This is a genomic window from Vibrio sp. 10N.239.312.D08 (assembly GCF_041466145.1).
Lineage (GTDB): Bacteria > Pseudomonadota > Gammaproteobacteria > Enterobacterales > Vibrionaceae > Vibrio > Vibrio crassostreae_C.
The window spans coordinates 58,875-80,995 of sequence record NZ_JBFSSD010000003.1; the positions used below are offsets into that span (position 1 = coordinate 58,875).

Here is a 22,121-nt window from a genome sequence, read left to right on the forward strand (position 1 = left end):
ATTAAGCCTTAACCAGTTCTTGAATAGAAAAAGGGACAAATGAAGATTTCATTTGTCCCTTTTTTAATTGTTTATTTAGAGGCTATGCAATAACCAGCGGTTGACGCTGCTTACTCTTCGATAAACCAGTAGCCTTTGTTGACCAATTCAGTCACGACAGTTATGCCCGAAGGAGATAGGGCAGTAGCCGAGGTAATCATGGTCTCATCGCAAAGTATGTTGAGTAACGAAGAATCCGCTTCATCAACCTTAACCACTTCGCCATTGATGTAAGCAGTGTTGCTTTCATTTTCGTGGTAGAGCGCCTTTAAGCCTGATACTCGGTGAATCTCACCTTCAGACTCTAAGTGTTGAGCGATCTCTTCTTGAGTCCATAGTGGCTCTGGAGCAACGATATCAAGCTGGTGGCGTGATTGGCTTAGCAGACAACCCATGAATTCACTGATGGTTTCAGGTTGCTCTAGTGCAGATTTCAACATGTCTGTGAGATTGCTTAAATCCGATGAACGAATTTTTCCGTAGCCTTCTTGCATTTTGAATTCTGGATCGTGCAGGTGTACGTCACCCATATCATGAGCAAGCACAAAATCGGCAAAGTTGCTGATCAGTTCTTGTTCTTTAGGCGAGCGGTAGCCAATAGAGTAGCTCATTGACGGCTCTAACGTGCTCCCTTCATGTGGGAAACCTGGTGGGATATAAAGGATATCGCCCGGCTCTAAAGTTTCATCAATGATTGGGTCAAAACCTTCAATTTGACGAAGTGCAGACGCTTGAACAGTCTCTTTGTATTGGCCAACATCTTTAGCGCCAACCTTCCATTGACGTTTGCCTTGACCTTGAATGATGAAGACATCGTATTGATCAATATGTGGGCCTACGCCGCCTTCAGGTGCTGAGTAGCAGATCATGAGATCGTCGAATAACCAGTTTGGTAACGCTTGGAACGCCTCAGTCAGCTGATTTGCGCCTTGGTGCCAGTGGTTCGCTGCTTGAACGATCAGTTGCCAATGAGTTTCGGTTAATTCGCCAAACTTTTCTTCAGAGAATGGGCCGTGTTCTGCAGTCCACTGATTGTCGAGGTTAGAGACAAAGCGAGAATCCACTTCTTCTTCCATCGATAAACCAGCAAGTTCTTCCGGCGAAATTGGGTCGACGAAGTTTTGGAAGCCACCCTTTAAGATGGTTGGTTTTTTATGCCAGTAGTTTTCAAGAAACTCGGGCATAGAAAAGCTGAGTTGGTACATGTGAATCCTGTATATTTTTATGCTAGATGCTAGATGCTAGATGCTAGATGCTAGATGCTAGATGCTAGATGCTAGTTTGGCTTGTAAATCTTGCTGGACAATTTTGATTGCTTCTAACGCGACTTTTGGATCGATTTCGTTGCTTTCGAGCAGATAGATCAGGTCGACAGCTAACTTAACTTCTTCTGGTGCGTTATCCAGTGGTGATGGTGTGTTATCAGTGTTCATTTCGCTTAGGGTTCTCTAAGTTAATCAGTCTCTCAATATTTTTCATTGAGTCTTCACAGCGTTCTAATCGCTCTTTTGCTAACTGCCAAGCCTCTTCCGCTTTTTTCTTACTGTGGCGAGGCGCAGAATCAAACGCTAACTTTCGTACTCGTACTAAATCGACCAATCGCTTTTGCCAGTCTTGGTGCTGGGCGAGTTCGTTGTATAGGTCGTTCAGGGTTTTCCCTGACTTGCTTTTTCGGTCCAAGCGTAAATCGTGGTTGGCTAACTCTCTTTGGATTGCTGCAATCTGATTGGTCAGCTTTTCTGTCAGGTAGTTGGCTCTGGACGCGGTCAGTTGATTTGAGGTTTGTTCACGTACAATGGTGCGGTACGTTGCCTGAGTTTCAAGTGCATAGGGAAGCAAAACAGAGGCGCCGCATTTAAATAAGGCTCGGTCAAACAAGGCTTGATGATAAGCCCCTCGAGATTTGTCAACCTGCGAGCAATGGCCAATCAAGGTATCAATAACACTTTTTAGCTTTGAAAATTGATTCATTTCACTTCCCGTTGGCTACTGCCTATAAGTTCACAAACCAAGCTTCGTATGCCAGTTTAATTGCAAGTACGCTTACAACTGTAACAAACACAGGTCTTATAAATGTAGCACCGAACCGAATAGCAGAGTGAGCGCCAACAAATGCACCGGCCATCAAACAAAGGCCCATGGTTAAACCTAGAACCCAATCAATATGACCAAGAATCGCGAAGGTCACCAAAGAGGTAAAGTTACTGGTAAAGTTCATGGCTTTGGATAGACCAGAGGCAAGTAAGATGTTTAAGCGATAAAGCGCCATAGAGCTTACCGTCCAAAACGCGCCAGTTCCTGGGCCAGCAACCCCATCATAAAAGCCAAGAATGAATCCTTGGTACTTTTGTTTTCTCTTAAGCACAGGGCATGGCTTAGGAGACACATTATGGCTCACATCTGGAGTCTTATGAAAAATGGTATAGACCGCTGCGGCAAGAATGACTAACGGCAATACCTTCTCTAACCACTCGGTGCTAATGGCATCAACAGTGAGTGTGCCGATTGTCGCACCTATTAAAGTAGATATGAATGCATTGACCCAACACTCAGGCTTGAACAGCTTTTTACGGTAGTAAGTGAATGCAGCTGTAGATGAAGCGAAAGTCGCTGCAAGCTTGTTAGTACCCAATGCGATGTGTGGCGGTAAACCAAGCGATAGCAAAGCTGGAACGGTTAACATCCCTCCGCCACCTGCGACAGCATCAATAAAGCCTGCTGCAAATGCAACCAGAGCAAGTATGACCAACATGGTTGGCTCAATCATTTCCATAAATAGCTAGTGTTCTCGTTATCGGCTGATAGGGCAGCCACATGAAAAATCTATGGATTAGTCATGTTGGGTTGTGAATGCAAGGGCCTAGCGAGGAAGGCCCATAACTACCTCAAGGGCAGGGGATATTAGTATTTTATTGTTCTTTTAAAAGGCGGTAGTGAATCGAGTAGGGACTTTCCGTATCGCTTCGTTACTATGCGTCTATCAAGGATCGTGACTTTACCAGAATCTCTTTCCTTACGCAGTAGTCTACCCACAGATTGAATAAGCTTTTTACTCGCATCTGGAACAGTAATCTGCATAAAAGGGTTACCACCGCGTGATTCAATATATTCTGAATGTGCTTGCTCTACGGGAGAGGTAGGAACACCAAAAGGAATCTTGGTAATAACGAGGTTTTCAAGAAGCTCACCTGGTAGATCAAGACCTTCAGAAAAGCTGCCAGTTCCAAAAAGAACGCTGGTTTTACCTTGGTCTATTAGCTTTTTATGTTTTTTTAGAATTTCAGTTCGTGAAGTATCGCCTTGAACCTGCAATGCCCACGACTTTTTAACGAAATCTGTTGTTAAAGCCTCTGCAACTTTGTTCATTTGCCAGTAAGAAGAGAATAGAACGAGATTGGCTTTTTTGTCTTCTATTACCTTAGGCAAAATTTCAATAAGATATTCGGTAAACTGAGGTGCTTGTGGTTCGTACTTCATTGCCGGAACGATCAGCTCAGCTTGATTCTGGTAATCAAACGGTGATGCCAAAGCCAAAAACTGTACGCCATCTTCTGCTTTTTGGCTGATACCTGCTTGATGACAGAAAAAGCTAAAAGAGTTGAGCGCTCTCATGGTCGCAGATACTAATACCGCACCAACACAACGGCTCCAGATTTGTTGATCCAGTTGCCAACCCACCTCGAGTGGTGAAACATTCACAACGAAATCACCTTCGCTTTCTTTATTCAGTTCGAGCCAACGAGCTAAAGGAGCGCCTTTTTCTCTCTTCGGTTCAGCCATTAAGCGCCAAACTTGAGCAAGGTTCTCTGTTCTTTGTATATAGAAGCCAATTTCTGCCAGTGACGGCTCTGCAAGTTTTGCTGAAAGCTCGCCGTCTTTAACTCGTTCCGCAATCAGGTCGGCAATCTTCGCAACTGCTTGGCTCGCCTTTTGTGTGAGTTGCTTGAGGTCTTTTGATTCATTCTCAAGCCACTCAGGTAAGTCGCCATGTTCGAAGCGATACAAGCCGTCTTCAAAGTGGTTAGCGTCAAACTGTTTACTCATTTGAGTCAGGGTAGGGATCAGCTGTTGCACTGAGTCTTGCAGCTCATTTCGAAATCGATGGACACGTTTCTCGTCAGCGAGGCCTGAAAGCTTAGTGATTGATTGATTCAAACGCTCCAACCACGATGCTGCGCCTTTTAAGCTCGCAGCCGCAGAAGAGTGATCTCTGGCTACATGCGGTAAATGGTGAGCTTCATCGAATATATAGATGCTATTTTCTGGTTCAGGCAGTATCACGCCGCCGCCTAAGTCTGCATCAGCCATCACTAAACTGTGATTGGCGATAATCACGTCTGCTTTATCTAGCTCTGAGCGAGCTTTCTGGAAAGGGCAGTCTCTATGCGTAGGCATACTGTTGTTACAGCTGTGCTTATCGCTGACAATCATCTGCCAAATCATGTTGTCGATGGGTTTTGGCCACGAATCACGGTCACCATCCCATTTACCTTGGGTTAGGCTACGATACATGGTTTGAAGTTGGTCGATATCCTTCTTCTTTGGCTTAGATTCGAACATGGCCATTTGTCCGCCATCAACCCCGCAGGCAGCGGCTAGCTTTTCGGAACAACAATAACGCTGTCTGCCCTTCGCTAATATGAAAGAAAACTCTCGATCAGTCAGTCTTCTATATAGAGGGAGATCTTTATTGACGAGCTGTTCTTGTAGCGCAACCGTCGCCGTTGATATGACTATTTTTCGGTTATTGAGCACAGCGACAGGAATAGTTGCCATTAAATAAGCCAGTGATTTCCCGATCCCGGTTCCCGCTTCTGCAACAATCATGCGATTACTTTTGTGGTATTGACCACAAAGTGTCTTCGCTATTTCTGCAACAAGGTAATTTTGAGCACGTCTAGGTACAAAGTTGTCCAACTGATCTTGGAGGTTTTGATAACTGGTGCGAATAGATTTTTGAATTTTAGTAGTTAGCATACTGTGACCTACGTAACGGAGCGAGGATAGTAGCACATATCACTAGTCGGTACATTTACGGTGAAATAGCTTGCTTTTGAATCAAAGGTAGATCTTGTTCACAAAAAAAAACTGAACCATCAGGAACTTAACTATTTTATTTATGTTGCGAAATATAAATATTAAAAAAGACTTGCTTGTAGGTGTTAAATCCTGAGATGTGGCGCTTTTACAAGTTGTTTGTGGTGTTAAATGCTGTTTTGTTCTTTTTTTGGATTATTATATTTCCTGATAAAACTAAGGATAAGCTGCTCGTAAAACTATGAAAAAAAATGTAAGTAGTTGATTTTGATTGCTTTGTGTTTTTTTTAGGTTTGTTTTTAGTTTATTTGACACGCAGGATAATCTTTTGCAATCTAGACCTCGAAATTTAGTGACGGTGATTAACCAACAAAGAGTGGTAATGACCAGTCATAAAAATAAAAGGGAACCGGGCAAGGATCTCCCATTCTTAGAAAAGGCAGTGGATTTATTATGAAAAAGACTCTATTAGCACTAGCGGTTATGACAGCAGCTGGTTCAGTAAGCGCAGCAGAAATTTTTAAAACGGATGAAGGTTCAGTAGACTTTTACGGTCAACTACGTACTGAGCTGAAAATTTCTGATGACACAAAAGAATATGCTTACGACCAAGGTACTGACATGTTCGTTGGTACAGTTAAGGAAGGTAAAACAACTATTGGTGCTGGTTCTTCACGTGCAGGTGTTGATGCTAAATATGCACTTAACGATGATTTAGATATTATCGGTAAAGTAGAATTCTCTACAAGCTCAGGTGAAATGAAAATTCGTCAACATATCCTAGGCTTCGCTGGTGACTTTGGTTCAATTAAAATCGGTCAGCAATGGACTGTTGCCGATGATATCTACGGTGCTGATTACTCTTACTTCTACGGTGGTTCTGCTCTAGGTTATTCTCAGCTTAATGGTGCTTTACATGACTCATTGATTAAGTATAACTACAATTCAGATAACTTTTTTGTTGCTGCTAACTACGGTCTAGATGAAAATGATAGCAATCAAGAGCTTGCTGAAATTTTTGTCGGTGGTTCTGCTGGTGATCTAAGTGGTCACGTTGGTTTCGGTCAAACGACAGATGAAACTGGTGCTGATAAAGTAGAAGATACTTACTACCAAGCAACTGTTGAGTACTCATTTGGTAAAGCTGGTATTGGTTTCACATACTACAATACAGAAATCAAAAACTCAGAGCATAAAGTAACTATCGATGGTATCTCATTGGCAGGTACATATGCATGGGCTGACAACGCAACAGCTTACGCGGGTTACGAATACACAGATCAAGATACTGGTAACATCAGCGTAGTTGGTGAGTTTGGTGAAGAAGACACTTCTACAGTTATTTATGTAGGTACTGATTACCACTTTAACAGCTGGTCTCGTATCTATGTTGAAGCTGCTTACCTAGACGGTCGTACTCTAGGTTTCACAAACAAAGAATCTGATTCTTTTGTTAATGAGCCAACTATCGCAGACGGTGCTCTAGCATTCGCAACTGGCGTACGTGTTTACTGGTAATATATTAGACTAATAACATATTAGTTTGACTAAATTATAGAGCCCAGCGTAAGCTGGGCTTTTTTGTACTTGATGGATTATTATGAAAATACAAGCAATTACATTAATGTCTGCCATGTTAGTTAGTATGCCTGGAATCTCGGCATCTCTAACTGTCAAAGATACAGTAGACCTTTTAGCTGTTAATATGAAAAAGCCTGAAACCTCAGGTCAGGCCTTCAAAGCATCTACTGTTGTCACTTTAAATACAGGTCAGAACCAAGTCGTATTTCAATACGAACCTGTAATAGAAAAATCAGGTGATCGTAAAAAAGTTTATGGCAAAAACCAGATTGTTACGTTCAATATAAATGCTGATCAAGATGTTGAATTTTTAATGCCTACTTATCGTTCAGTTCGCTCTGCTGAGAAAGGTTTAAAAGATCTGGAGTTTAAGATTGTTGATCAACATGGTGTTGAGGTAGATAAGGTTGTTGATGAGCTTAAATCAAATGGAGTTCAATTAGGTCGGAACTATATTGAAGAGATTCGAGAGTATAATATTAATGGTGGGGTGGCGGCTGTCGCTGTTTCTTATGTTGCCATTGATAATCAAGCAGTAGCGCAGCCTGAAAAAATAATTGAGGCTGTAGCTCTTCCTGTTGAGAGTATGGATAAGGTTCAATCAGAAGAACTAGAACAGCTTCAAGCTTGGTACCTGAAGACTTCAAAAGAAGATCGTAAAGAATTCCGCAAGTGGATGATCGATCAAGATTAATGAAGTTGCACAAAATTGATGAGAAAAGCGAGCGTCTGTTTTAGAAGACCTCGCTTTTTTACTCTTTAATTTAAGAGTTTGATTCCGGCAGAATCAGATCTCTTTCCACTCACCAGGCTGAAGCTGCCCCACATTCATGTTGCCCATTGAATAGCGGATAAGACGTAGGGTAGGGAAGCCGATATTTGCTGTCATTCGTCTTACCTGACGGTTACGTCCTTCGATGATTGTAATAGCTAACCATATTGTCGGTATCGCGGCTCTGAAGCGTACTGGAGGGTTTCTATCCCACACTTCAGGTTCTTGCATCACTTCTACTTTAGCCGGTAGTGTCATACCGTCTTTTAGTTCGACACCTTTTCTCAATTTATCTAAATCTTCCTCAGAAGGTGCGCCTTCAACCTGTACCCAGTAAGTCTTTGGGGATTTTGAGTTTGGTTGAGTTAGCTTAGCTTGAAAAATACCATCGTTGGTCAAGACCATTAACCCTTCGCTGTCGCGGTCAAGGCGACCTGCAGCATAAACGTCTTTCACTGGAATAAAGTCCGCTAGCGTTTTTCTCCCTTCGCCATCTGTAAATTGGCTTAGAGTATCGAAAGGCTTGTTGAACAGAATTACTTTGCGATCTTCGAGCGCAACCTTAGGTTTTGCATTGGCAGGCTTGCCTTTATATCGGTGCTTGCTTGAGTGAGATTTGTTGTGCGAATTGCCAGTGTTATTCTTATCACTGCTTCGGCTTTGTCTATTACCGCTTTGTTTTAATGTTGCACCAGAACGAGCCGGTTTGTCTGAACGAGATGCGCTGCGTGAGCGAGTAGACATGTTAACTACCTTGCAAAAATGTAAACGAAGTGTGCTGAAAAGTTTTCACTGAAACGGAATTGAGCTATCATTTGCGCGCCTAAAAGACACAAAATAGAACAAGTTGATGGACTCTTAAGCCTGATTTGTTTAATTATACCTTCGTGTTTTATTATAACAACGCACTCACGGATTTGGTTCATGCTGTCATCAAGATTGTATGAAAAATAAGATAGAGTACGACTATCGAGTAAGCAGTTTTCACTCTTAGAGTGGCTTACTGGTCAATTTATAACACGCTCACTACTTTAAATGAGCTTGTAAGAACTATAGGGAAATTTCATGCCTACTGAAAAACCAACGATCATCTATACCATTACAGACGAAGCTCCGGCGCTAGCAACATACTCTCTGCTGCCTATCATTCAATCTTTTACAGCTTCTTCTGGTATTAACGTTGATACTCGCGACATTTCACTTGCAGGGCGTATTATTGCCAACTTCCCTGACTATTTGAACGAAGAGCAACGTATTGGTGATGCATTAGCAGAACTAGGTGAATTGGCTAAGACACCAGAAGCAAACATTATCAAGCTTCCAAACATCTCTGCATCTGTACCTCAGCTTCAAGCAACAATCAAAGAGCTACAGTCAAAAGGTTACGCACTTCCTAATTACCCAGAAGAAGCAAACACTGACGAAGAGAAAGCAGTAAAAGCGACTTACGACAAAATCAAAGGCAGTGCAGTAAATCCAGTATTGCGTGAAGGTAACTCGGATCGCCGTGCTCCACTTTCAGTTAAAAACTACGCGAAGAAGAACCCACACTCAATGGGTGCTTGGTCTGCAGATTCTAAGTCGCACGTTTCAAGTATGGACGACAAAGACTTCTTCGGTAGTGAAAAGTCAGTAACCATTGAAGGTGCTACAGAAGTTAGCATTGAATTCGTTGGCAAAGATGGTGCGAAGAAAACATTGAAGCCAGCTTTTGCACTGCAAGATAAAGAGATCATTGATGCGTCAGTGATGAATAAGGCCGCTTTGGTTGCATTCTTCGAAAAAGAAATCGCATCGGCTAAAGAGCAAGGTGTACTGCTTTCTCTTCACTTGAAAGCGACGATGATGAAAGTATCTGACCCAGTGATCTTTGGTCACGCGGTTAAGGTTTACTACAAAGACGTATTTGCTAAACACGGTCAGCTGTTTGAAGAGCTAGGCGTTGATGTAAATAACGGCATCGGTGATGTCTACGCGAAGATTGATGCGCTTCCTCAAGAGCAGAAAGAAGCAATCGAAGCTGACCTGCAAGCGGTATACGAGACTCAGCCACCACTAGCGATGGTTGATTCGGACCGTGGCATTACTAACCTACACGTACCAAGCGATATCATTGTGGATGCATCTATGCCTGCAATGCTGCGTTCTTCTGGTCAAATGTGGGATCCAGAAGGTAAGCAAAAAGATACCAAAGCAATGATCCCAGATCGTAGCTACGCGAGCATTTACCAAGCGGTTATTGATTTCTGTAAAGAGAACGGCGCGTTCGATCCAACAACGATGGGTAGCGTACCAAACGTTGGCTTGATGGCTCAAAAAGCGGAAGAGTACGGTTCTCATGATAAGACTTTCATCCTTGAAGCTGCTGGTCAGGTTCAAGTTGTTGACGCTTCAGGCGCTGTGCTTCTTGAGCAAGACGTAGAGGAAGGCGATATCTTCCGTATGTGTCAGGTTAAAGATGCACCAATCCAAGACTGGGTTAAGCTTGCGGTAACGCGTGCTCGTGCATCGGGTGTTCCAGCGGTATTTTGGCTAGATGCGTCACGCGCACATGATGCTCAGCTTATCAAGAAAGTTGAAGCATACCTTCCTGAATACGATACCGATGGTCTTGAAATTAAGATCCTTGCTCCACTTGAAGCGACTCAATACTCACTGGTTCGTATCAAAGAAGGCCTAGATACTATTTCGGTTACTGGTAACGTATTACGTGATTACCTAACTGACTTGTTCCCGATTTTAGAGCTTGGTACATCAGCTAAGATGCTATCGATTGTTCCACTAATGAACGGTGGTGGTCTGTTTGAAACAGGTGCTGGCGGCTCTGCTCCTAAACATGTTCAACAAGTAGAGAAAGAAAACCACCTGCGTTGGGATTCTCTAGGTGAATTCTTGGCACTAGCGGCATCTCTAGAGCACCTGAGCGTAGTAACAGGTAACGCTAAAGCACAAGTTCTAGCTGATGCGCTTGATAAAGCGACGGGTGAGTTCCTTGATAACAACAAGTCTCCTTCACGTCGAGTAGGTGAGCTTGATAACCGTGGTAGCCACTACTATCTAGCGGCATACTGGGCTAAGGCGCTTGCTGAGCAAACGGCTGACGCTGATCTTGCTGCTGAGTTTGCAGGTGTGGCAAGTCAACTGGCTGAAAGTGAAGAAGCGATCGTTGCAGAGCTGAACAACGCTCAAGGTGTGGCTGGCGACTTAGGTGGTTACTACCTACTTGACGATGCATTGGTTTCAACACTAATGCGCTCAAGCTCAACGCTCAACGCGTTTATTGATGCATAGTGATTGGACTCATCGTTAGTCAGTCATGAACGTGATTTGCTAACGAGTTGCTTAGGCTGATAGCTAAGTTATAGATAAAGTCAAAACGAAAGACGCTTTAACGATAATGTTAAAGCGTCTTTTTTCTGTCTAATACTTCTTAAGACCTAGCTTAAGGGGAGTAGCTCTTCGAGCTCATTGTCCAGTGAGCAACTTTAGAGCCCCCAAAACGAAAAAAACCGCTCACGTAATCCTGTGTTACAGGTATTAAATGAGCGGTTTCAATATTCTGTTTACCTGTCAGCCGTTAATGACGACTGATGGAGGTTAACATGAGTTTGCATTCGCCTATTTTGCGGCGCTGCCTTCTACAGGAACAACGGAGCTAGCATGCGAGCCTTTAGGTCCACTTTCTACTTCATAGTCGACCTGCTGACCAGCCTTTAAGGTTCGATAACCTTCCATTTGTATTGTGGAGTAGTGCGCGAAAATATCGCCGTCTTCACCTTCTGGACAAATAAAGCCAAACCCTTTGGCATTGTTAAACCATTTTACTGTACCTGTAGCCATGCTATACATCCCTCATGCATTTTGTTACTAACGTTGTTATATCAATTGTTGTAAGTGCGATTGATATCATTCCTACCAGCTAAAGAATTTCAGCTAATAGCTTGAATCTCGTACATTGCTTACGGAAATTAACGCTACCCTGCGTAATTATTCCTTATTGTTAATTTTTGATGCGTGTTACTGATTTTAATTCATGTTGCAAAAGTGTATTAAAAAACCTTTTAGCTCAAATGTAGCTAATGATTGAGCACAGTCAATAGTAAATTGGTATAAAAGTGATCAATTTTAATAACAAATCACACTCGAGATTAACCGCAATCTATTAACCAAATAGTAACTTAGCGGTAATCTTATCGTTAGTATCAATAGTTATGGCGTCTTTTTAATCAATCACATATGTTAATCTTGTTAATCGAGATCTTTTATTTGCAGCGATGGAAATGGTGGATTAGGCTCAGTATAGAGGAATATTTTTTGGTACTGTTTCTAGGTGCAGTTTCTTAGTACACGGTAAAGCGTGAATGTGGTAAATTTGAGTTAGGTAAACACTCACGACTTCCGAAAAATAACCCTTAGCAAAGCGATATGAGCAGAAACTTTGAATGGGCATCTCCAGGCTCAGATTTACTGGAGAAAGAAGCAACAAAAGTAAAGCCACCGGCGATGTATAACGTTGTGTTGAATAACGATGACTACACGCCCATGGACTTTGTAATCGAGATCCTAGAGCGATTCTTCTCACTAGATATCGAAAAAGCAACGGAAGTGATGCTCAAGGTTCATTATGAAGGTAAAGCTATATGCGGCACATACAGTGCTGAAATAGCGGAAACAAAGGTAGCGCAGGTCACGATGTACTCAAAGGAAAATGAGCATCCGCTACTATGTACAATGGAGCAAGTATAAATTGCTCGAACAACACTGTTGTTCCCTTAGGAGGTACTTATGCTAAATAAAGAATTAGAGACGAGTTTAAATGGCGCATTTGCTCGTGCGCGAGACAAGCGACATGAATTCATGACTGTCGAACACCTCCTACTAGCATTATTAGAAAATGATGCGGCCAAGGAAGCGCTCCAAGCTTGTCAGGCTGATCTCGATGCTCTTCGCAATGAGCTCGATATTTTTATCGATCAAACGACCCCACTTATCCCTGAAAGCGACGAAACTCGCGAAACTCAGCCTACGTTGAGCTTCCAACGAGTACTTCAACGCGCTGTTTTTCATGTTCAATCTTCAGGTCGCAGCGAAGTAACAGGTGCTAACGTACTTGTGGCTATTTTTAGTGAGCAAGAATCTCACGCGGCATATCTTCTTAAGAAAAACGACATTAGTCGCTTAGATATTGTTAACTTCATCTCACACGGTATTACCAAAGCGAGCAACGAAGGCGACAGTCCTTCATCATCCGATTCATTTGGTGGTGCAGAAAATGCTGAAGAAGCTAACTCTGAAGACCGTTTAGAAAATTTTGCTACTAACCTTAACGAAGTCGCAAAGCAGGGCAATATTGACCCACTAATCGGTCGTGACAAAGAGCTAGAACGCACTATCCAAGTTCTGTGTCGTCGTCGTAAGAACAACCCTCTGTTAGTGGGTGAAGCGGGGGTAGGTAAAACTGCCATCGCGGAAGGTCTTGCATGGCGCATCGTTGAAGGACAAGTGCCTGAAATCATTCAGAGCAGCGTAATTTATTCTCTAGATATCGGTTCACTGTTAGCCGGAACCAAATATCGTGGTGACTTTGAGAAACGTTTTAAAGCGATTCTTAAGCAACTGGAGAAAGAAGAAGACGCGATTCTGTTCATCGATGAGATCCACACCATTATCGGTGCCGGGGCTGCATCGGGTGGTCAGGTTGATGCGGCAAACTTAATTAAACCACTACTAAGCAGTGGCAAATTACGTTGCATCGGTTCAACAACGTACCAAGAGTACAGCAGTATTTTTGAGAAGGAGCGTGCTTTAGCTCGTCGCTTCCAGAAAATAGATATTATTGAACCATCGCTAGACGATACGACCAAGATCCTGATTGGCTTGAAGCCAAAATACGAAGCTCACCACGAAGTGCGCTACACCAACAAAGCGTTGCGTGCCGCTGTGGAACTGTCAGCTAAATACATTAATGAACGCCACCTTCCTGATAAGGCCATTGACGTAATCGATGAAGCGGGCGCTCGTAGTCGTTTGGCACCTGCAAGCCGTCGTAAGAAAACGGTAAGCGTGGCTGATATTGAGTCAATGGTTGCGAAAATGGCGCGTATTCCTGAAAAGTCAGTATCGTCTTCAGACAAAGATACACTCCAGAAACTGGATGAGCGCATGAAAATGTTGGTATTCGGACAAGACCCTGCAATCGATGTATTGAGTGAAGCGATTAAGCTGACCCGTGCTGGATTGGGTGCAGACAATAAACCTGTTGGTTCATTCTTGTTTGCTGGTCCTACTGGTGTAGGTAAAACAGAGGTGACTGTTCAGCTGTCTAAGTTGATGGGTATTGAGCTTCTGCGCTTTGATATGTCTGAGTACGGTGAGCGACACTCAGTGAGCCGCTTGATTGGTGCGCCTCCTGGTTATGTTGGTTACGACCAAGGTGGTTTGCTAACGGATGCCGTAATCAAGAACCCGCACTCTGTTGTGTTACTGGATGAAATCGAGAAAGCTCACCCAGATATCTTTAACTTGCTACTGCAGGTAATGGATAACGGCACGCTAACTGACAACAATGGTCGCAAAGCGGACTTCCGTAATGTGATTCTAGTGATGACGACCAACGCAGGTGTGGCTGAAACCGAGAAGAAATCGATCGGCCTGATCCAACAAGATCATGCGCCAGATGCGATGGGCGAAATCAAGAAGGTATTTACTCCTGAGTTCCGTAACCGTCTTGATAATATCATTTGGTTCAACAGCCTTGACCCAAGGGTGATTAGCCAAGTAGTTGATAAGTTCATTGTCGAGCTTCAGGTTCAACTGGACGCTCGTGGCGTGTCTTTAGAGGTTTCTGAGGATGCTCGTCACTGGTTAGCTGATAAAGGCTATGACAAGACCATGGGTGCTCGTCCAATGGGACGTGTTATTCAAGAGAAGCTTAAGAAACCACTTGCTAACGAGTTACTGTTCGGTAGCTTGGTTGATGGCGGTACGGTTAAAGTATCCCTGAAAAAAGACGAATTGGATTTCATCTATGTTGGTGCTAAAGAAGAGGTCATGCACTAACGAAGTGATTGATAAATCAAAGGCTTAAATATAAAACGCATGACTTAGGTTGTGCGTTTTTTTATGCTTGCGAGATGCGAGATGCGAGATGCGAGATGCGAGATGCGAGATGCGAGATGCGAGATTGATGTGCTTGTGTAGTAAAAAGCTCAGGCAATAAAAAACGGAGCCTTAAGCTCCGCTTCTTATTGTATTCGCTAATTAAAAATTAACGAGCACGGAAGACGATGCGGCCTTTAGAAAGGTCGTATGGAGTCATCTCAACAGTTACTTTATCACCAGTAAGAATACGGATGTAGTTCTTACGCATTTTACCAGAGATGTGTGCTGTCACTACGTGACCGTTTTCAAGCTCAACACGGAACATTGTGTTTGGTAGAGTATCAAGGACAGTGCCTTGCATCTCGATTACGTCTTCTTTAGCCATCTAATCCTCTTTCGAAATTTGGCGGTTTTCAACGGCTTGATTGTGCCGTTAAAATCAAAATATGTAAAGTTGTCGCGTATTCTACCCTTGCCACCGCTGATTTACTAGCCTTTGATGACGTTGAAATCGTACTTTATAGTTCATCGCAGGGCATTCATCGATTTGATAACCCAAATATAACCATTGTTTTTGTTCTTTCTGGGCATGTTGGATCTGAAATAGAACGCCAAGTGTTCCCATCGAAATGTCTATATCAGGATCGAAGAAGGTATAAAACGCGCTCGTACAGTGAGCCATGATGTCGGTTACGGCGATACCAACCAACTTGTTCTCATCATAGATGTGCATGAACTTTGTAGTAAGCCACTCATTTTTAGAGAATTGTAGAAACTCTTCTTTCTTGGGTGGGTACATGGTTCCCGAACGGTGACGAGCGGTGATATAGCGACTGTATAAGTCAAACCAGTTGTCATCCATCTCATCTTTCAGTTCCCAACGTAGTGATTTTCCTTTGTTAAGGATCCGTCGTTGGCTTTTGGAAAGCTTAACCTCAGGAATTGAAAGCCGAATCGCTTGGCATGCTGAGCAATTATCGCAATGTGGCTTATAAATGGTTGAACCACTGCGGCGAAATCCATTCGCAAGCAGAACTTCATAGTTATCTGAGGTGTGCATGTGTTCGTCAAGCGTGACCGCCACTCTCTCTTCGAAGTGAGGTAAGTAGCTGCAAGCGTGATTGTCTGTTAATCCAATTCTGATTTGTTGTAAATCTGGATTCATTAAGGCATTTCCTTTAGCCATTGGGTTTTAAAGCATGCATCGTCAACGGAGAACTCTTTGAGTAATTGCAGAGAGCCTAGGAATTCATCCCTATCAACCTCGATAGCGCCCAAGGATTCCAAGTGAGGGTTCATGACTTGGCAATCAATCAGTTGTCCGCCGAATCGGGTAAAGTGTTTACAAAAGTACCACAGCGCAATTTTAGAGGCATTGGTCTTTAGGCTGAACATCGATTCACCGCAAAAGACTTGGCCTCTTTGTAAGCCGTAAAGTCCACCGATCAGTTCATCATCTTGCCAAACCTCAACCGAGTGGCAGAAACCTAATGAAGCGAGTTTGCGGTAGGCTGACTGCATGTCGCTGTTTAGCCAGGTTTCTTCTTCGGGTCTTAGTGAAGAGCAATAACCAATTACTCTGTCCGTCGCTTGGTTGATGCTGACTCGGTAATTGTGCTTTCTTTGAAACTTTTTAAGACTTTTTGACGGTTCGAATGTCTTAGGATTAAATACCGCTCGCGGTGCAGGGCTCCACCAAAGTATAGGCTCACCTGGGCCATACCATGGAAATATACCTTGGCTATAAGCGTTTAAAATTCGCATTGGTGATAAATCACCACCGAAGGCGAGCAGACCGTTGGGGTCATCAAGCGCGTCGAAAGGCGAAGGAAACTCTATACTAGTAGTATCAAGTTCGGTTAGGTATATAGTCATAAGTACCGCATTACAGATTAATCACTGACCAAGAGGTCTTTAGGAGTTTTACCATGAAGAAGTTGCTTTGGATTTTACTTGTTTTGCCCATGTTGGCAAATGCAGCTTACAACAGAAACCAAGCTCGACCAGTAAACGAGGTGGTTTATGGTGAGATTGATACGGTCAGATACATCACTCAGCAAGAGATCGTTGAGTCGAAAGCGAATGGTTGGGAAACCTTGTTAGGTGCGGCGATTGGTGGCTTGATTGGTAACCAGTTTGGCGGCGGCACTGGTAAAGAAGTGGCGACAGCTGTAGGTGCAGTAGCAGGTGCGGGTATTGCTCGTAACCGAGGTAACACACAATATAAAGTAGAGTACAAGCTGGTCGAGTTATTGGTCAAAACCAAAGACGACAAGTTGGTCAACATTATCCAAGATGTCGATAACTCGATGCTGTTCAACCGAGGCGATGATGTACGAATTCTCTATTTTTCAGATGGTGTTCGAGTTGATCTCGTGTACTAGTATATAAATACGATTGATTGGCTAATTAATCACCGGTTTGGGCCGGATTAGCTCTGGAGTTCGTTGGAAAAGTTCGTTAGTCTGCAAGTACGAAGAATTATTCATCACCCGAAAATAAATACGCACCAGTGACTTCGGGTGGTACAAGGACTATAAGATTTAATGGAAAGCCTTACGTTACAACCAATTCAAAAAGTGAACGGGGAAGTTAACCTACCTGGTTCAAAAAGCGTTTCCAACCGTGCACTTCTTTTGGCTGCACTTTCTACGGGAACCACTCGCCTAACAAACTTGCTAGACAGTGATGATATTCGTCATATGTTGAATGCATTGACTCAGTTAGGTGTTGATTATCAGCTGTCTGCAGACAAAACCGTTTGTGAAGTGACAGGTGTTGGTGGTGCATTCTCAAGTGACAAAGCCCTAGAGCTTTTCTTAGGTAACGCGGGTACGGCGATGCGTCCGTTGGCGGCTGCACTATGTTTAGGTCGCGGTGAATACGTTCTTACTGGTGAGCCTCGCATGAAAGAGCGCCCAATTGGCCACTTAGTAACAGCACTACGAGAAGCCGGTGCCGACGTTGAATATTTAGAGAACGAAAACTACCCGCCATTGAAGATCACAGGTACCGGTTTGAAGAGCGGTACGGTTTCTATCGACGGTTCGATCTCTAGTCAATTTTTGACGGCATTTTTGATGGCTGCGCCTTTAGCTGAAGGTGAAGTGACCATTAAAATTGACGGTGAATTGGTTTCTAAACCTTACATCGATATTACGCTGCACATCATGAAGCAATTTGGTGTGGACGTGATCAATAATGATTACCAAGAGTTTGTGATTCCTACCGGGCAATCTTACTCGGCACCGGGTGATTTCTTGGTTGAAGGTGATGCATCATCTGCGTCATATTTCCTTGCAGCCGCTGCTATCAAAGGTGGTGAGATTAAGGTCACTGGTATTGGTAAAAACAGTATCCAAGGTGATATCCAATTCGCTGATGCGCTTGAGAAAATGGGTGCGGAAATCGAATGGGGTGACGACTACGTTATTTCTCGTTGTGGCGAGCTGAAAGGCATTGATATGGACTATAACCATATCCCAGATGCTGCGATGACTATCGCGACAACCGCATTGTTTGCGAAAGGCACAACGGCAATCCGTAATGTCTACAACTGGCGTGTGAAAGAGACAGACCGCTTGGCTGCAATGGCAACAGAGCTACGCAAAGTCGGCGCTGAAGTGGAAGAGGGTGAAGATTACATTATTGTTAACCCTGTGGCTGAACTGACTCATGCGGCGATTGATACTTACGATGATCACCGTATGGCGATGTGTTTCTCGCTGGTTGCTTTGAGCGATACGCCTGTGACGATTAATGATCCAGGTTGTACGTCAAAGACATTCCCTGATTATTTCGACAAGCTGAAAATGCTAAGTCTATAAAAATGCTTAGTATGTAAAGGTTTAGGAACAAAAAAGCTTGCCTAAGTGGCAAGCTTTTTAATTATTGCTGAATTGTAAATTCTTTCGAAAGGTGGTGCGCTAAGTATTTAAACATGTTAAATACCGCGGTTGTATTCTCTGTCGGCATTCCATTGCTGTCTAAGAAGTATTCACCTTTGAAGACGAGTACATCGTCTTTTTCTACTACGCTGTTTGCGCGCATGCCTTCAATGTAGTCATCATGTGATTGGATAATTTGGTTTGCGATAAGCAGTAAATCAAATTCTGCTATTACTTTCTTTGTCATGAGTTTATCTCTGATAACTGAATATAACGTTGAGTTTATGGTGTCGAACTAGAAATTCAATGATTTCACAACCGATTAAGAGAGTCTTTTCAAACATCCACAATTTATTTTGTGATTTACGGCAAAAATAATTGAATGGGGCTCGCGTTAGATTCGCGGACAAGCTTAGTATGAGCCCGTTTAGACGTAATGCCTGATGAATAGGCTCTTGCAAGTATTCTTAGTGAGTACTTTATAGCTTCTTTATATTGTGACCCTTTTATCTATGAGTCGTCGAATTGTCGAGCGATCAGATCCAATTTTGAAAAAAGCGGTTGATCTTCTAGTAATCTCGCACAATAGTAAAAAAAGAAGCAATGAATTTAGAATATCATGCGTAAAAGCCCACAAGCTAAATTGTTGGTGCTGAAGCATCGTGATTAAGGACGTTAGAGTCAATATGGGTAAATCGCTCGTTATAGTGGAGTCGCCAGCCAAGGCTAAAACTATCAATAAATATCTTGGCAAAGACTTTGTCGTTAAGTCGAGTGTAGGTCACGTACGTGATTTACCAACGGCAGGTCAAAGTACTGGTCAAAAGGCTGCTGCAGTTTCAACCAAGGGTATGAGCCCAGAAGACAAAGCTCGTATCAAGAAAGAAAAAGATCGCAAAGCTCTTATCAAAAAGATGGGTATCAACCCGTATAAAGAGTGGGAAGCGAACTACCAAATCCTACCTGGTAAAGAGAAAGTCGTCGCTGAATTGCAAAAACTGGCTGAGAACGCAGACCATGTTTATCTCGCAACCGATTTGGACCGCGAAGGAGAAGCTATCGCATGGCACCTTCGTGAGATCATCGGCGGCGATGAAACGCGATACAAGCGAGTGGTTTTTAACGAAATCACCAAGAATGCTATTCAACAAGCTTTCGAAACGCCAGGTGAGCTAAATATTGATGGCGTAAACGCACAACAAGCACGACGTTTTATGGACCGTGTTGTTGGCTTTATGGTGTCACCTCTGCTTTGGAAAAAAGTAGCACGAGGCCTGTCCGCTGGCCGTGTTCAATCAGTAGCGGTAAAACTACTGGTAGAGCGTGAGCGCGAGATCAACGCCTTTATCCCTGAAGAGTTCTGGGATGTGCATGCTGATACTAAAACAGCAGAGAAAACCGACTTTAGACTGCAAGTTGCACAGAAAGGCGGTGTTGCGTTTAAACCTGAAAATGAAGCGCAAACACAAGCTGCTGTTAGCGTTTTAGAAAAAGCGCAATACGAAGTATGTAAACGTGAAGACCGCCCAACAAAGAGTAAGCCGTCTGCACCTTACATCACGTCGACGCTGCAACAAGCGGCGAGTACGCGTCTTGGTTATGGCGTAAAGAAAACCATGATGCTGGCTCAACGCCTGTATGAAGCGGGTTACATCACTTATATGCGTACTGATTCAACCAACTTGAGTTCAGAAGCTGTAGAAGCCGCTCGTGAATACATTGGTTCTGAGTACGGCGCGCAATACCTTCCACCTAAAGCTCTTGCATACGGCAGCAAAGAGGGCGCTCAAGAGGCCCACGAAGCGATTCGTCCTTCAAGTGTAGATGTTAAGTCGGAAGATCTAAACGGCGTAGACGCAGACGCACACAAGCTTTACTCGCTAATTTGGAATCAATTCGTAGCGTGTCAAATGACGCCAGCTCAATACGATTCAACGACAGTAAGCGTTAAAGCAGATGAGTACACGTTGAAAGCGAAAGGTCGTATCCTTAAATTTGATGGTTGGACTCGTGTTCAGCGTCCAATGGGCAAGAACGAAGATACGATCCTTCCAGCAGTACAGATCGGCGATAAGCTTGATCTGATTGCGCTAGACCCTAAACAGCACTTCACTAAGCCACCGGCTCGTTTCACTGAAGCGGCGCTAGTTAAAGAGCTTGAGAAGCGTGGTATTGGTCGTCCTTCAACATACGCATCAATCATCTCAACGATTCAAGATCGCGGTTATGTAAAAGTTGAACAGCGTCGTTTCTATGCTGAGAAGATGGGTGAAATTGTTACTGACCGTCTAGATGGCAGCTTCAATGACCTAATGAACTACGACTTCACTGCTCGTATGGAGCAGAAGTTGGACCAAATCGCAGAAGGCGAAGCAAGCTGGAAAGGCGTGCTAGATAACTTCTTCGAAGACTTTACTGGCGATTTGGAAAAAGCAGACTTAGACGAAGACGCTGGTGGCATGAAGCCAAATCATATCGTGGAAACCGATATTGAGTGTCCGACTTGTAGCCGTAAAATGGGTATTCGTACTGCTTCGACAGGCGTATTCCTTGGTTGTTCTGGCTATGCACTTCCACCAAAAGAGCGTTGTAAGACAACAATCAACCTTGGTGATGAAGAAGGCATTATCAACGTGCTTGAAGAAGACGTTGAAACAGCAGCACTTCGAGCTAAAAAGCGTTGTCCTATTTGTGAAACGGCAATGGATGCCTATCTAATCGATGATAAGCGTAAGATGCACGTATGTGGTAACAACCCGAACTGTGAAGGTTATGTGGTTGAGCACGGCGAATTTAAAGTGAAAGGCTACGATGGTCCACTTGTTGAGTGTGACAAGTGTGGTTCTGACATGGTTCTGAAGAACGGTCGTTTTGGTAAATACATGGACTGTACGAGTGAAGATTGTAAGAACACTCGTAAGATTCTGAAAAATGGCGAAGTTGCGCCACCAAAAGAAGACCCGGTGCATTTCCCTGAACTTCCGTGTGAAAATTCAGACGCGTACTTTGTTCTTCGTGATGGTGCTTCTGGTCTATTTATGGCTGCGAGCAACTTCCCTAAATCACGTGAAACACGTGCACCATTAGTGGAAGAGCTGGTTCGTTTTAAAGACCGTATCTCACCTAAGTTCCAATACCTAGCATCAGCGCCAGTTGCTGACCCTGATGGTAAGCCGACAGTGGTTCGTTTTAGTCGTAAGACCAAAGAAAACTACGTGCGTACTGAAGTAGATGGAAAACCGTCCGGTTGGACTGCGTTGTACATCGACGGTAAGTGGGTAGTTACGGATAAGCGTAAAAAGCCTAAAGAGAAATAACTGAACGTTATTGATGAAAAAGCAGCCTAATGGCTGCTTTTTTTGATCTCAATATGACTAAATATGCAACTTGTTGACCTGGTGTTTCGTCGGTGGGGATTTATTAAATTCACACCGCGAAATTAATGGTGGCAATTAATCATATCTTCTTATGCAACTTTAACGAAAATGTAACTTAATTAAAATATTGTAACTCACAGATCAGCGTTTAGTTGTATACCTGATGTGTGTCGGGTGTTAATGTAATGTTTCGTCTGGACGGTGTAGTGTGAGCTGCTTTAAGTCTTAGGAAAGCAATCAGCTTACGTACCACAGAATGGCGTATTAAAAATTGAATTCGGCCGAAAAGTCGATAACGTATATAAAACCAAGTGCAAAGAATAGTGC

The 22,121-nt window shown here is 43.4% G+C and carries 19 protein-coding genes; 8 read left to right on the forward strand and 11 right to left on the reverse strand.

The features are described 5' to 3' along the window. Positions 1-110: 110 nt before the first annotated feature. The 5 genes from AB6D58_RS02750 to dinG all read right to left on the reverse strand — a co-directional run bounded on the left by AB6D58_RS02750 (position 111) and on the right by dinG (position 5,016). On the reverse strand, positions 111-1,244 hold the full coding sequence (locus tag AB6D58_RS02750; RefSeq protein WP_017070025.1) for a cupin domain-containing protein: 1,134 nt from the start codon (positions 1,242-1,244) through the stop codon (positions 111-113). A gap of 57 nt (positions 1,245-1,301) precedes the next feature. Further along, complete coding sequence (gene rsmS / locus AB6D58_RS02755) at positions 1,302-1,472, reverse strand: pleiotropic regulatory protein RsmS (protein WP_017055021.1); 171 nt, start codon at positions 1,470-1,472, stop codon at positions 1,302-1,304. Beyond that, on the reverse strand, positions 1,462-2,010 hold the full coding sequence (locus tag AB6D58_RS02760) for a primosomal replication protein (RefSeq protein WP_017070024.1): 549 nt from the start codon (positions 2,008-2,010) through the stop codon (positions 1,462-1,464). Before AB6D58_RS02760 ends, rsmS begins: the two co-directional genes overlap by 11 nt. A gap of 22 nt (positions 2,011-2,032) precedes the next feature. Beyond that, complete coding sequence (locus AB6D58_RS02765) at positions 2,033-2,812, reverse strand: TSUP family transporter (protein ID WP_017062114.1); 780 nt, start codon at positions 2,810-2,812, stop codon at positions 2,033-2,035. Between the two features lie 128 nt (positions 2,813-2,940). Further along, positions 2,941-5,016, reverse strand: a complete 2,076-nt coding sequence (gene dinG, locus AB6D58_RS02770; protein ID WP_372156467.1) for an ATP-dependent DNA helicase DinG — start codon at positions 5,014-5,016, stop codon at positions 2,941-2,943. 513 nt (positions 5,017-5,529) lie between these two features. Here dinG and AB6D58_RS02775 point away from each other — a divergent pair. Beyond that, the gene (locus AB6D58_RS02775; RefSeq protein WP_372156469.1) at positions 5,530-6,594 is read left to right on the forward strand and encodes a porin; all 1,065 of its coding nucleotides are present in this window, start codon (positions 5,530-5,532) and stop codon (positions 6,592-6,594) included. Between the two features lie 82 nt (positions 6,595-6,676). Next, positions 6,677-7,351 (forward strand): DUF2057 family protein, encoded by a 675-nt coding sequence (locus AB6D58_RS02780; protein ID WP_136982379.1) that lies wholly within the window; start codon positions 6,677-6,679, stop codon positions 7,349-7,351. Between the two features lie 93 nt (positions 7,352-7,444). On the opposite strand, the gene AB6D58_RS02785 is transcribed toward AB6D58_RS02780, so the two are convergent. Further along, the gene (locus tag AB6D58_RS02785; protein WP_372156471.1) at positions 7,445-8,173 is read right to left on the reverse strand and encodes a pseudouridine synthase; all 729 of its coding nucleotides are present in this window, start codon (positions 8,171-8,173) and stop codon (positions 7,445-7,447) included. Positions 8,174-8,494: 321 nt separating this feature from the next. Here AB6D58_RS02785 and AB6D58_RS02790 point away from each other — a divergent pair, with 321 nt between their 5' ends. Then, positions 8,495-10,720 (forward strand): NADP-dependent isocitrate dehydrogenase, encoded by a 2,226-nt coding sequence (locus tag AB6D58_RS02790; protein WP_372156473.1) that lies wholly within the window; start codon positions 8,495-8,497, stop codon positions 10,718-10,720. A gap of 327 nt (positions 10,721-11,047) precedes the next feature. Here AB6D58_RS02790 and cspD read toward each other — a convergent pair whose 3' ends face one another. Then, a complete protein-coding gene (gene cspD / locus AB6D58_RS02795) occupies positions 11,048-11,269 on the reverse strand; it encodes a cold shock domain-containing protein CspD (protein ID WP_004736548.1) in 222 nt (73 codons plus the stop codon). Between the two features lie 585 nt (positions 11,270-11,854). On the opposite strand from cspD, the gene clpS reads away from it, so the two are divergent. Both clpS and clpA read left to right on the forward strand, forming a co-directional pair. Next, positions 11,855-12,175, forward strand: coding sequence for an ATP-dependent Clp protease adapter ClpS (gene clpS / locus AB6D58_RS02800; RefSeq protein ID WP_004737430.1), 321 nt, complete (start codon positions 11,855-11,857; stop codon positions 12,173-12,175). A gap of 39 nt (positions 12,176-12,214) precedes the next feature. After that, complete coding sequence (clpA, locus tag AB6D58_RS02805; RefSeq protein ID WP_372156475.1) at positions 12,215-14,488, forward strand: ATP-dependent Clp protease ATP-binding subunit ClpA; 2,274 nt, start codon at positions 12,215-12,217, stop codon at positions 14,486-14,488. A 208-nt stretch (positions 14,489-14,696) separates the two neighbouring features. On the opposite strand, the gene infA is transcribed toward clpA, so the two are convergent. The 3 genes from infA to aat form a co-directional block, all read right to left on the reverse strand. Further along, positions 14,697-14,915, reverse strand: coding sequence for a translation initiation factor IF-1 (gene infA / locus AB6D58_RS02810; protein ID WP_001040192.1), 219 nt, complete (start codon positions 14,913-14,915; stop codon positions 14,697-14,699). Between the two features lie 81 nt (positions 14,916-14,996). Further along, the gene (locus tag AB6D58_RS02815; RefSeq protein WP_065585123.1) at positions 14,997-15,695 is read right to left on the reverse strand and encodes an arginyltransferase; all 699 of its coding nucleotides are present in this window, start codon (positions 15,693-15,695) and stop codon (positions 14,997-14,999) included. Next, positions 15,695-16,405, reverse strand: a complete 711-nt coding sequence (gene aat / locus AB6D58_RS02820; protein WP_017063504.1) for a leucyl/phenylalanyl-tRNA--protein transferase — start codon at positions 16,403-16,405, stop codon at positions 15,695-15,697. Before aat ends, AB6D58_RS02815 begins: the two co-directional genes overlap by 1 nt. Before the next feature lie 53 nt (positions 16,406-16,458). On the opposite strand from aat, the gene AB6D58_RS02825 reads away from it, so the two are divergent. Both AB6D58_RS02825 and aroA read left to right on the forward strand, forming a co-directional pair. Next, a complete protein-coding gene (locus AB6D58_RS02825) occupies positions 16,459-16,914 on the forward strand; it encodes a glycine zipper 2TM domain-containing protein (protein ID WP_004736438.1) in 456 nt (151 codons plus the stop codon). A 162-nt stretch (positions 16,915-17,076) separates the two neighbouring features. Then, entirely contained in the window at positions 17,077-18,357 is a 1,281-nt protein-coding gene (gene aroA / locus AB6D58_RS02830) for a 3-phosphoshikimate 1-carboxyvinyltransferase (RefSeq protein WP_017062105.1), read from the forward strand. Positions 18,358-18,418: 61 nt separating this feature from the next. Here aroA and AB6D58_RS02835 read toward each other — a convergent pair whose 3' ends face one another. Next, positions 18,419-18,664 carry a YciN family protein gene (locus AB6D58_RS02835; RefSeq protein ID WP_017062104.1) on the reverse strand — a complete coding sequence of 82 codons (246 nt, stop codon included), beginning with the start codon at positions 18,662-18,664 and terminating at the stop codon, positions 18,419-18,421. A 439-nt stretch (positions 18,665-19,103) separates the two neighbouring features. Between AB6D58_RS02835 and topA the strand changes: the two genes are divergently transcribed. Further along, positions 19,104-21,734, forward strand: a complete 2,631-nt coding sequence (gene topA / locus AB6D58_RS02840) for a type I DNA topoisomerase (protein ID WP_372156476.1) — start codon at positions 19,104-19,106, stop codon at positions 21,732-21,734. Positions 21,735-22,121: the final 387 nt, after the last annotated feature.

Excerpts from the sequence above, each read along its gene's own strand:
- AB6D58_RS02760 (WP_017070024.1), bottom strand. The coding sequence starts at position 2,010 with ATGAATCAATTTTCAAAGCTAAAAAGTGTTATTGATACCTTGATTGGC.
- AB6D58_RS02790 (WP_372156473.1), top strand. The coding sequence starts at position 8,495 with ATGCCTACTGAAAAACCAACGATCATCTATACCATTACAGACGAAGCT.
- AB6D58_RS02780 (WP_136982379.1), top strand. The coding sequence starts at position 6,677 with ATGAAAATACAAGCAATTACATTAATGTCTGCCATGTTAGTTAGTATG.
- AB6D58_RS02775 (WP_372156469.1), top strand. The coding sequence starts at position 5,530 with ATGAAAAAGACTCTATTAGCACTAGCGGTTATGACAGCAGCTGGTTCA.
- dinG (WP_372156467.1), bottom strand. The coding sequence starts at position 5,016 with ATGCTAACTACTAAAATTCAAAAATCTATTCGCACCAGTTATCAAAAC.
- AB6D58_RS02750 (WP_017070025.1), bottom strand. The coding sequence starts at position 1,244 with ATGTACCAACTCAGCTTTTCTATGCCCGAGTTTCTTGAAAACTACTGG.
- AB6D58_RS02815 (WP_065585123.1), bottom strand. The coding sequence starts at position 15,695 with ATGAATCCAGATTTACAACAAATCAGAATTGGATTAACAGACAATCAC.
- AB6D58_RS02785 (WP_372156471.1), bottom strand. The coding sequence starts at position 8,173 with ATGTCTACTCGCTCACGCAGCGCATCTCGTTCAGACAAACCGGCTCGT.
- topA (WP_372156476.1), top strand. The coding sequence starts at position 19,104 with ATGGGTAAATCGCTCGTTATAGTGGAGTCGCCAGCCAAGGCTAAAACT.
- aat (WP_017063504.1), bottom strand. The coding sequence starts at position 16,405 with ATGACTATATACCTAACCGAACTTGATACTACTAGTATAGAGTTTCCT.
- rsmS (WP_017055021.1), bottom strand. The coding sequence starts at position 1,472 with ATGAACACTGATAACACACCATCACCACTGGATAACGCACCAGAAGAA.
- AB6D58_RS02825 (WP_004736438.1), top strand. The coding sequence starts at position 16,459 with ATGAAGAAGTTGCTTTGGATTTTACTTGTTTTGCCCATGTTGGCAAAT.
- cspD (WP_004736548.1), bottom strand. The coding sequence starts at position 11,269 with ATGGCTACAGGTACAGTAAAATGGTTTAACAATGCCAAAGGGTTTGGC.
- infA (WP_001040192.1), bottom strand. The coding sequence starts at position 14,915 with ATGGCTAAAGAAGACGTAATCGAGATGCAAGGCACTGTCCTTGATACT.
- AB6D58_RS02765 (WP_017062114.1), bottom strand. The coding sequence starts at position 2,812 with ATGGAAATGATTGAGCCAACCATGTTGGTCATACTTGCTCTGGTTGCA.
- clpS (WP_004737430.1), top strand. The coding sequence starts at position 11,855 with ATGAGCAGAAACTTTGAATGGGCATCTCCAGGCTCAGATTTACTGGAG.
- aroA (WP_017062105.1), top strand. The coding sequence starts at position 17,077 with ATGGAAAGCCTTACGTTACAACCAATTCAAAAAGTGAACGGGGAAGTT.
- clpA (WP_372156475.1), top strand. The coding sequence starts at position 12,215 with ATGCTAAATAAAGAATTAGAGACGAGTTTAAATGGCGCATTTGCTCGT.
- AB6D58_RS02835 (WP_017062104.1), bottom strand. The coding sequence starts at position 18,664 with ATGACAAAGAAAGTAATAGCAGAATTTGATTTACTGCTTATCGCAAAC.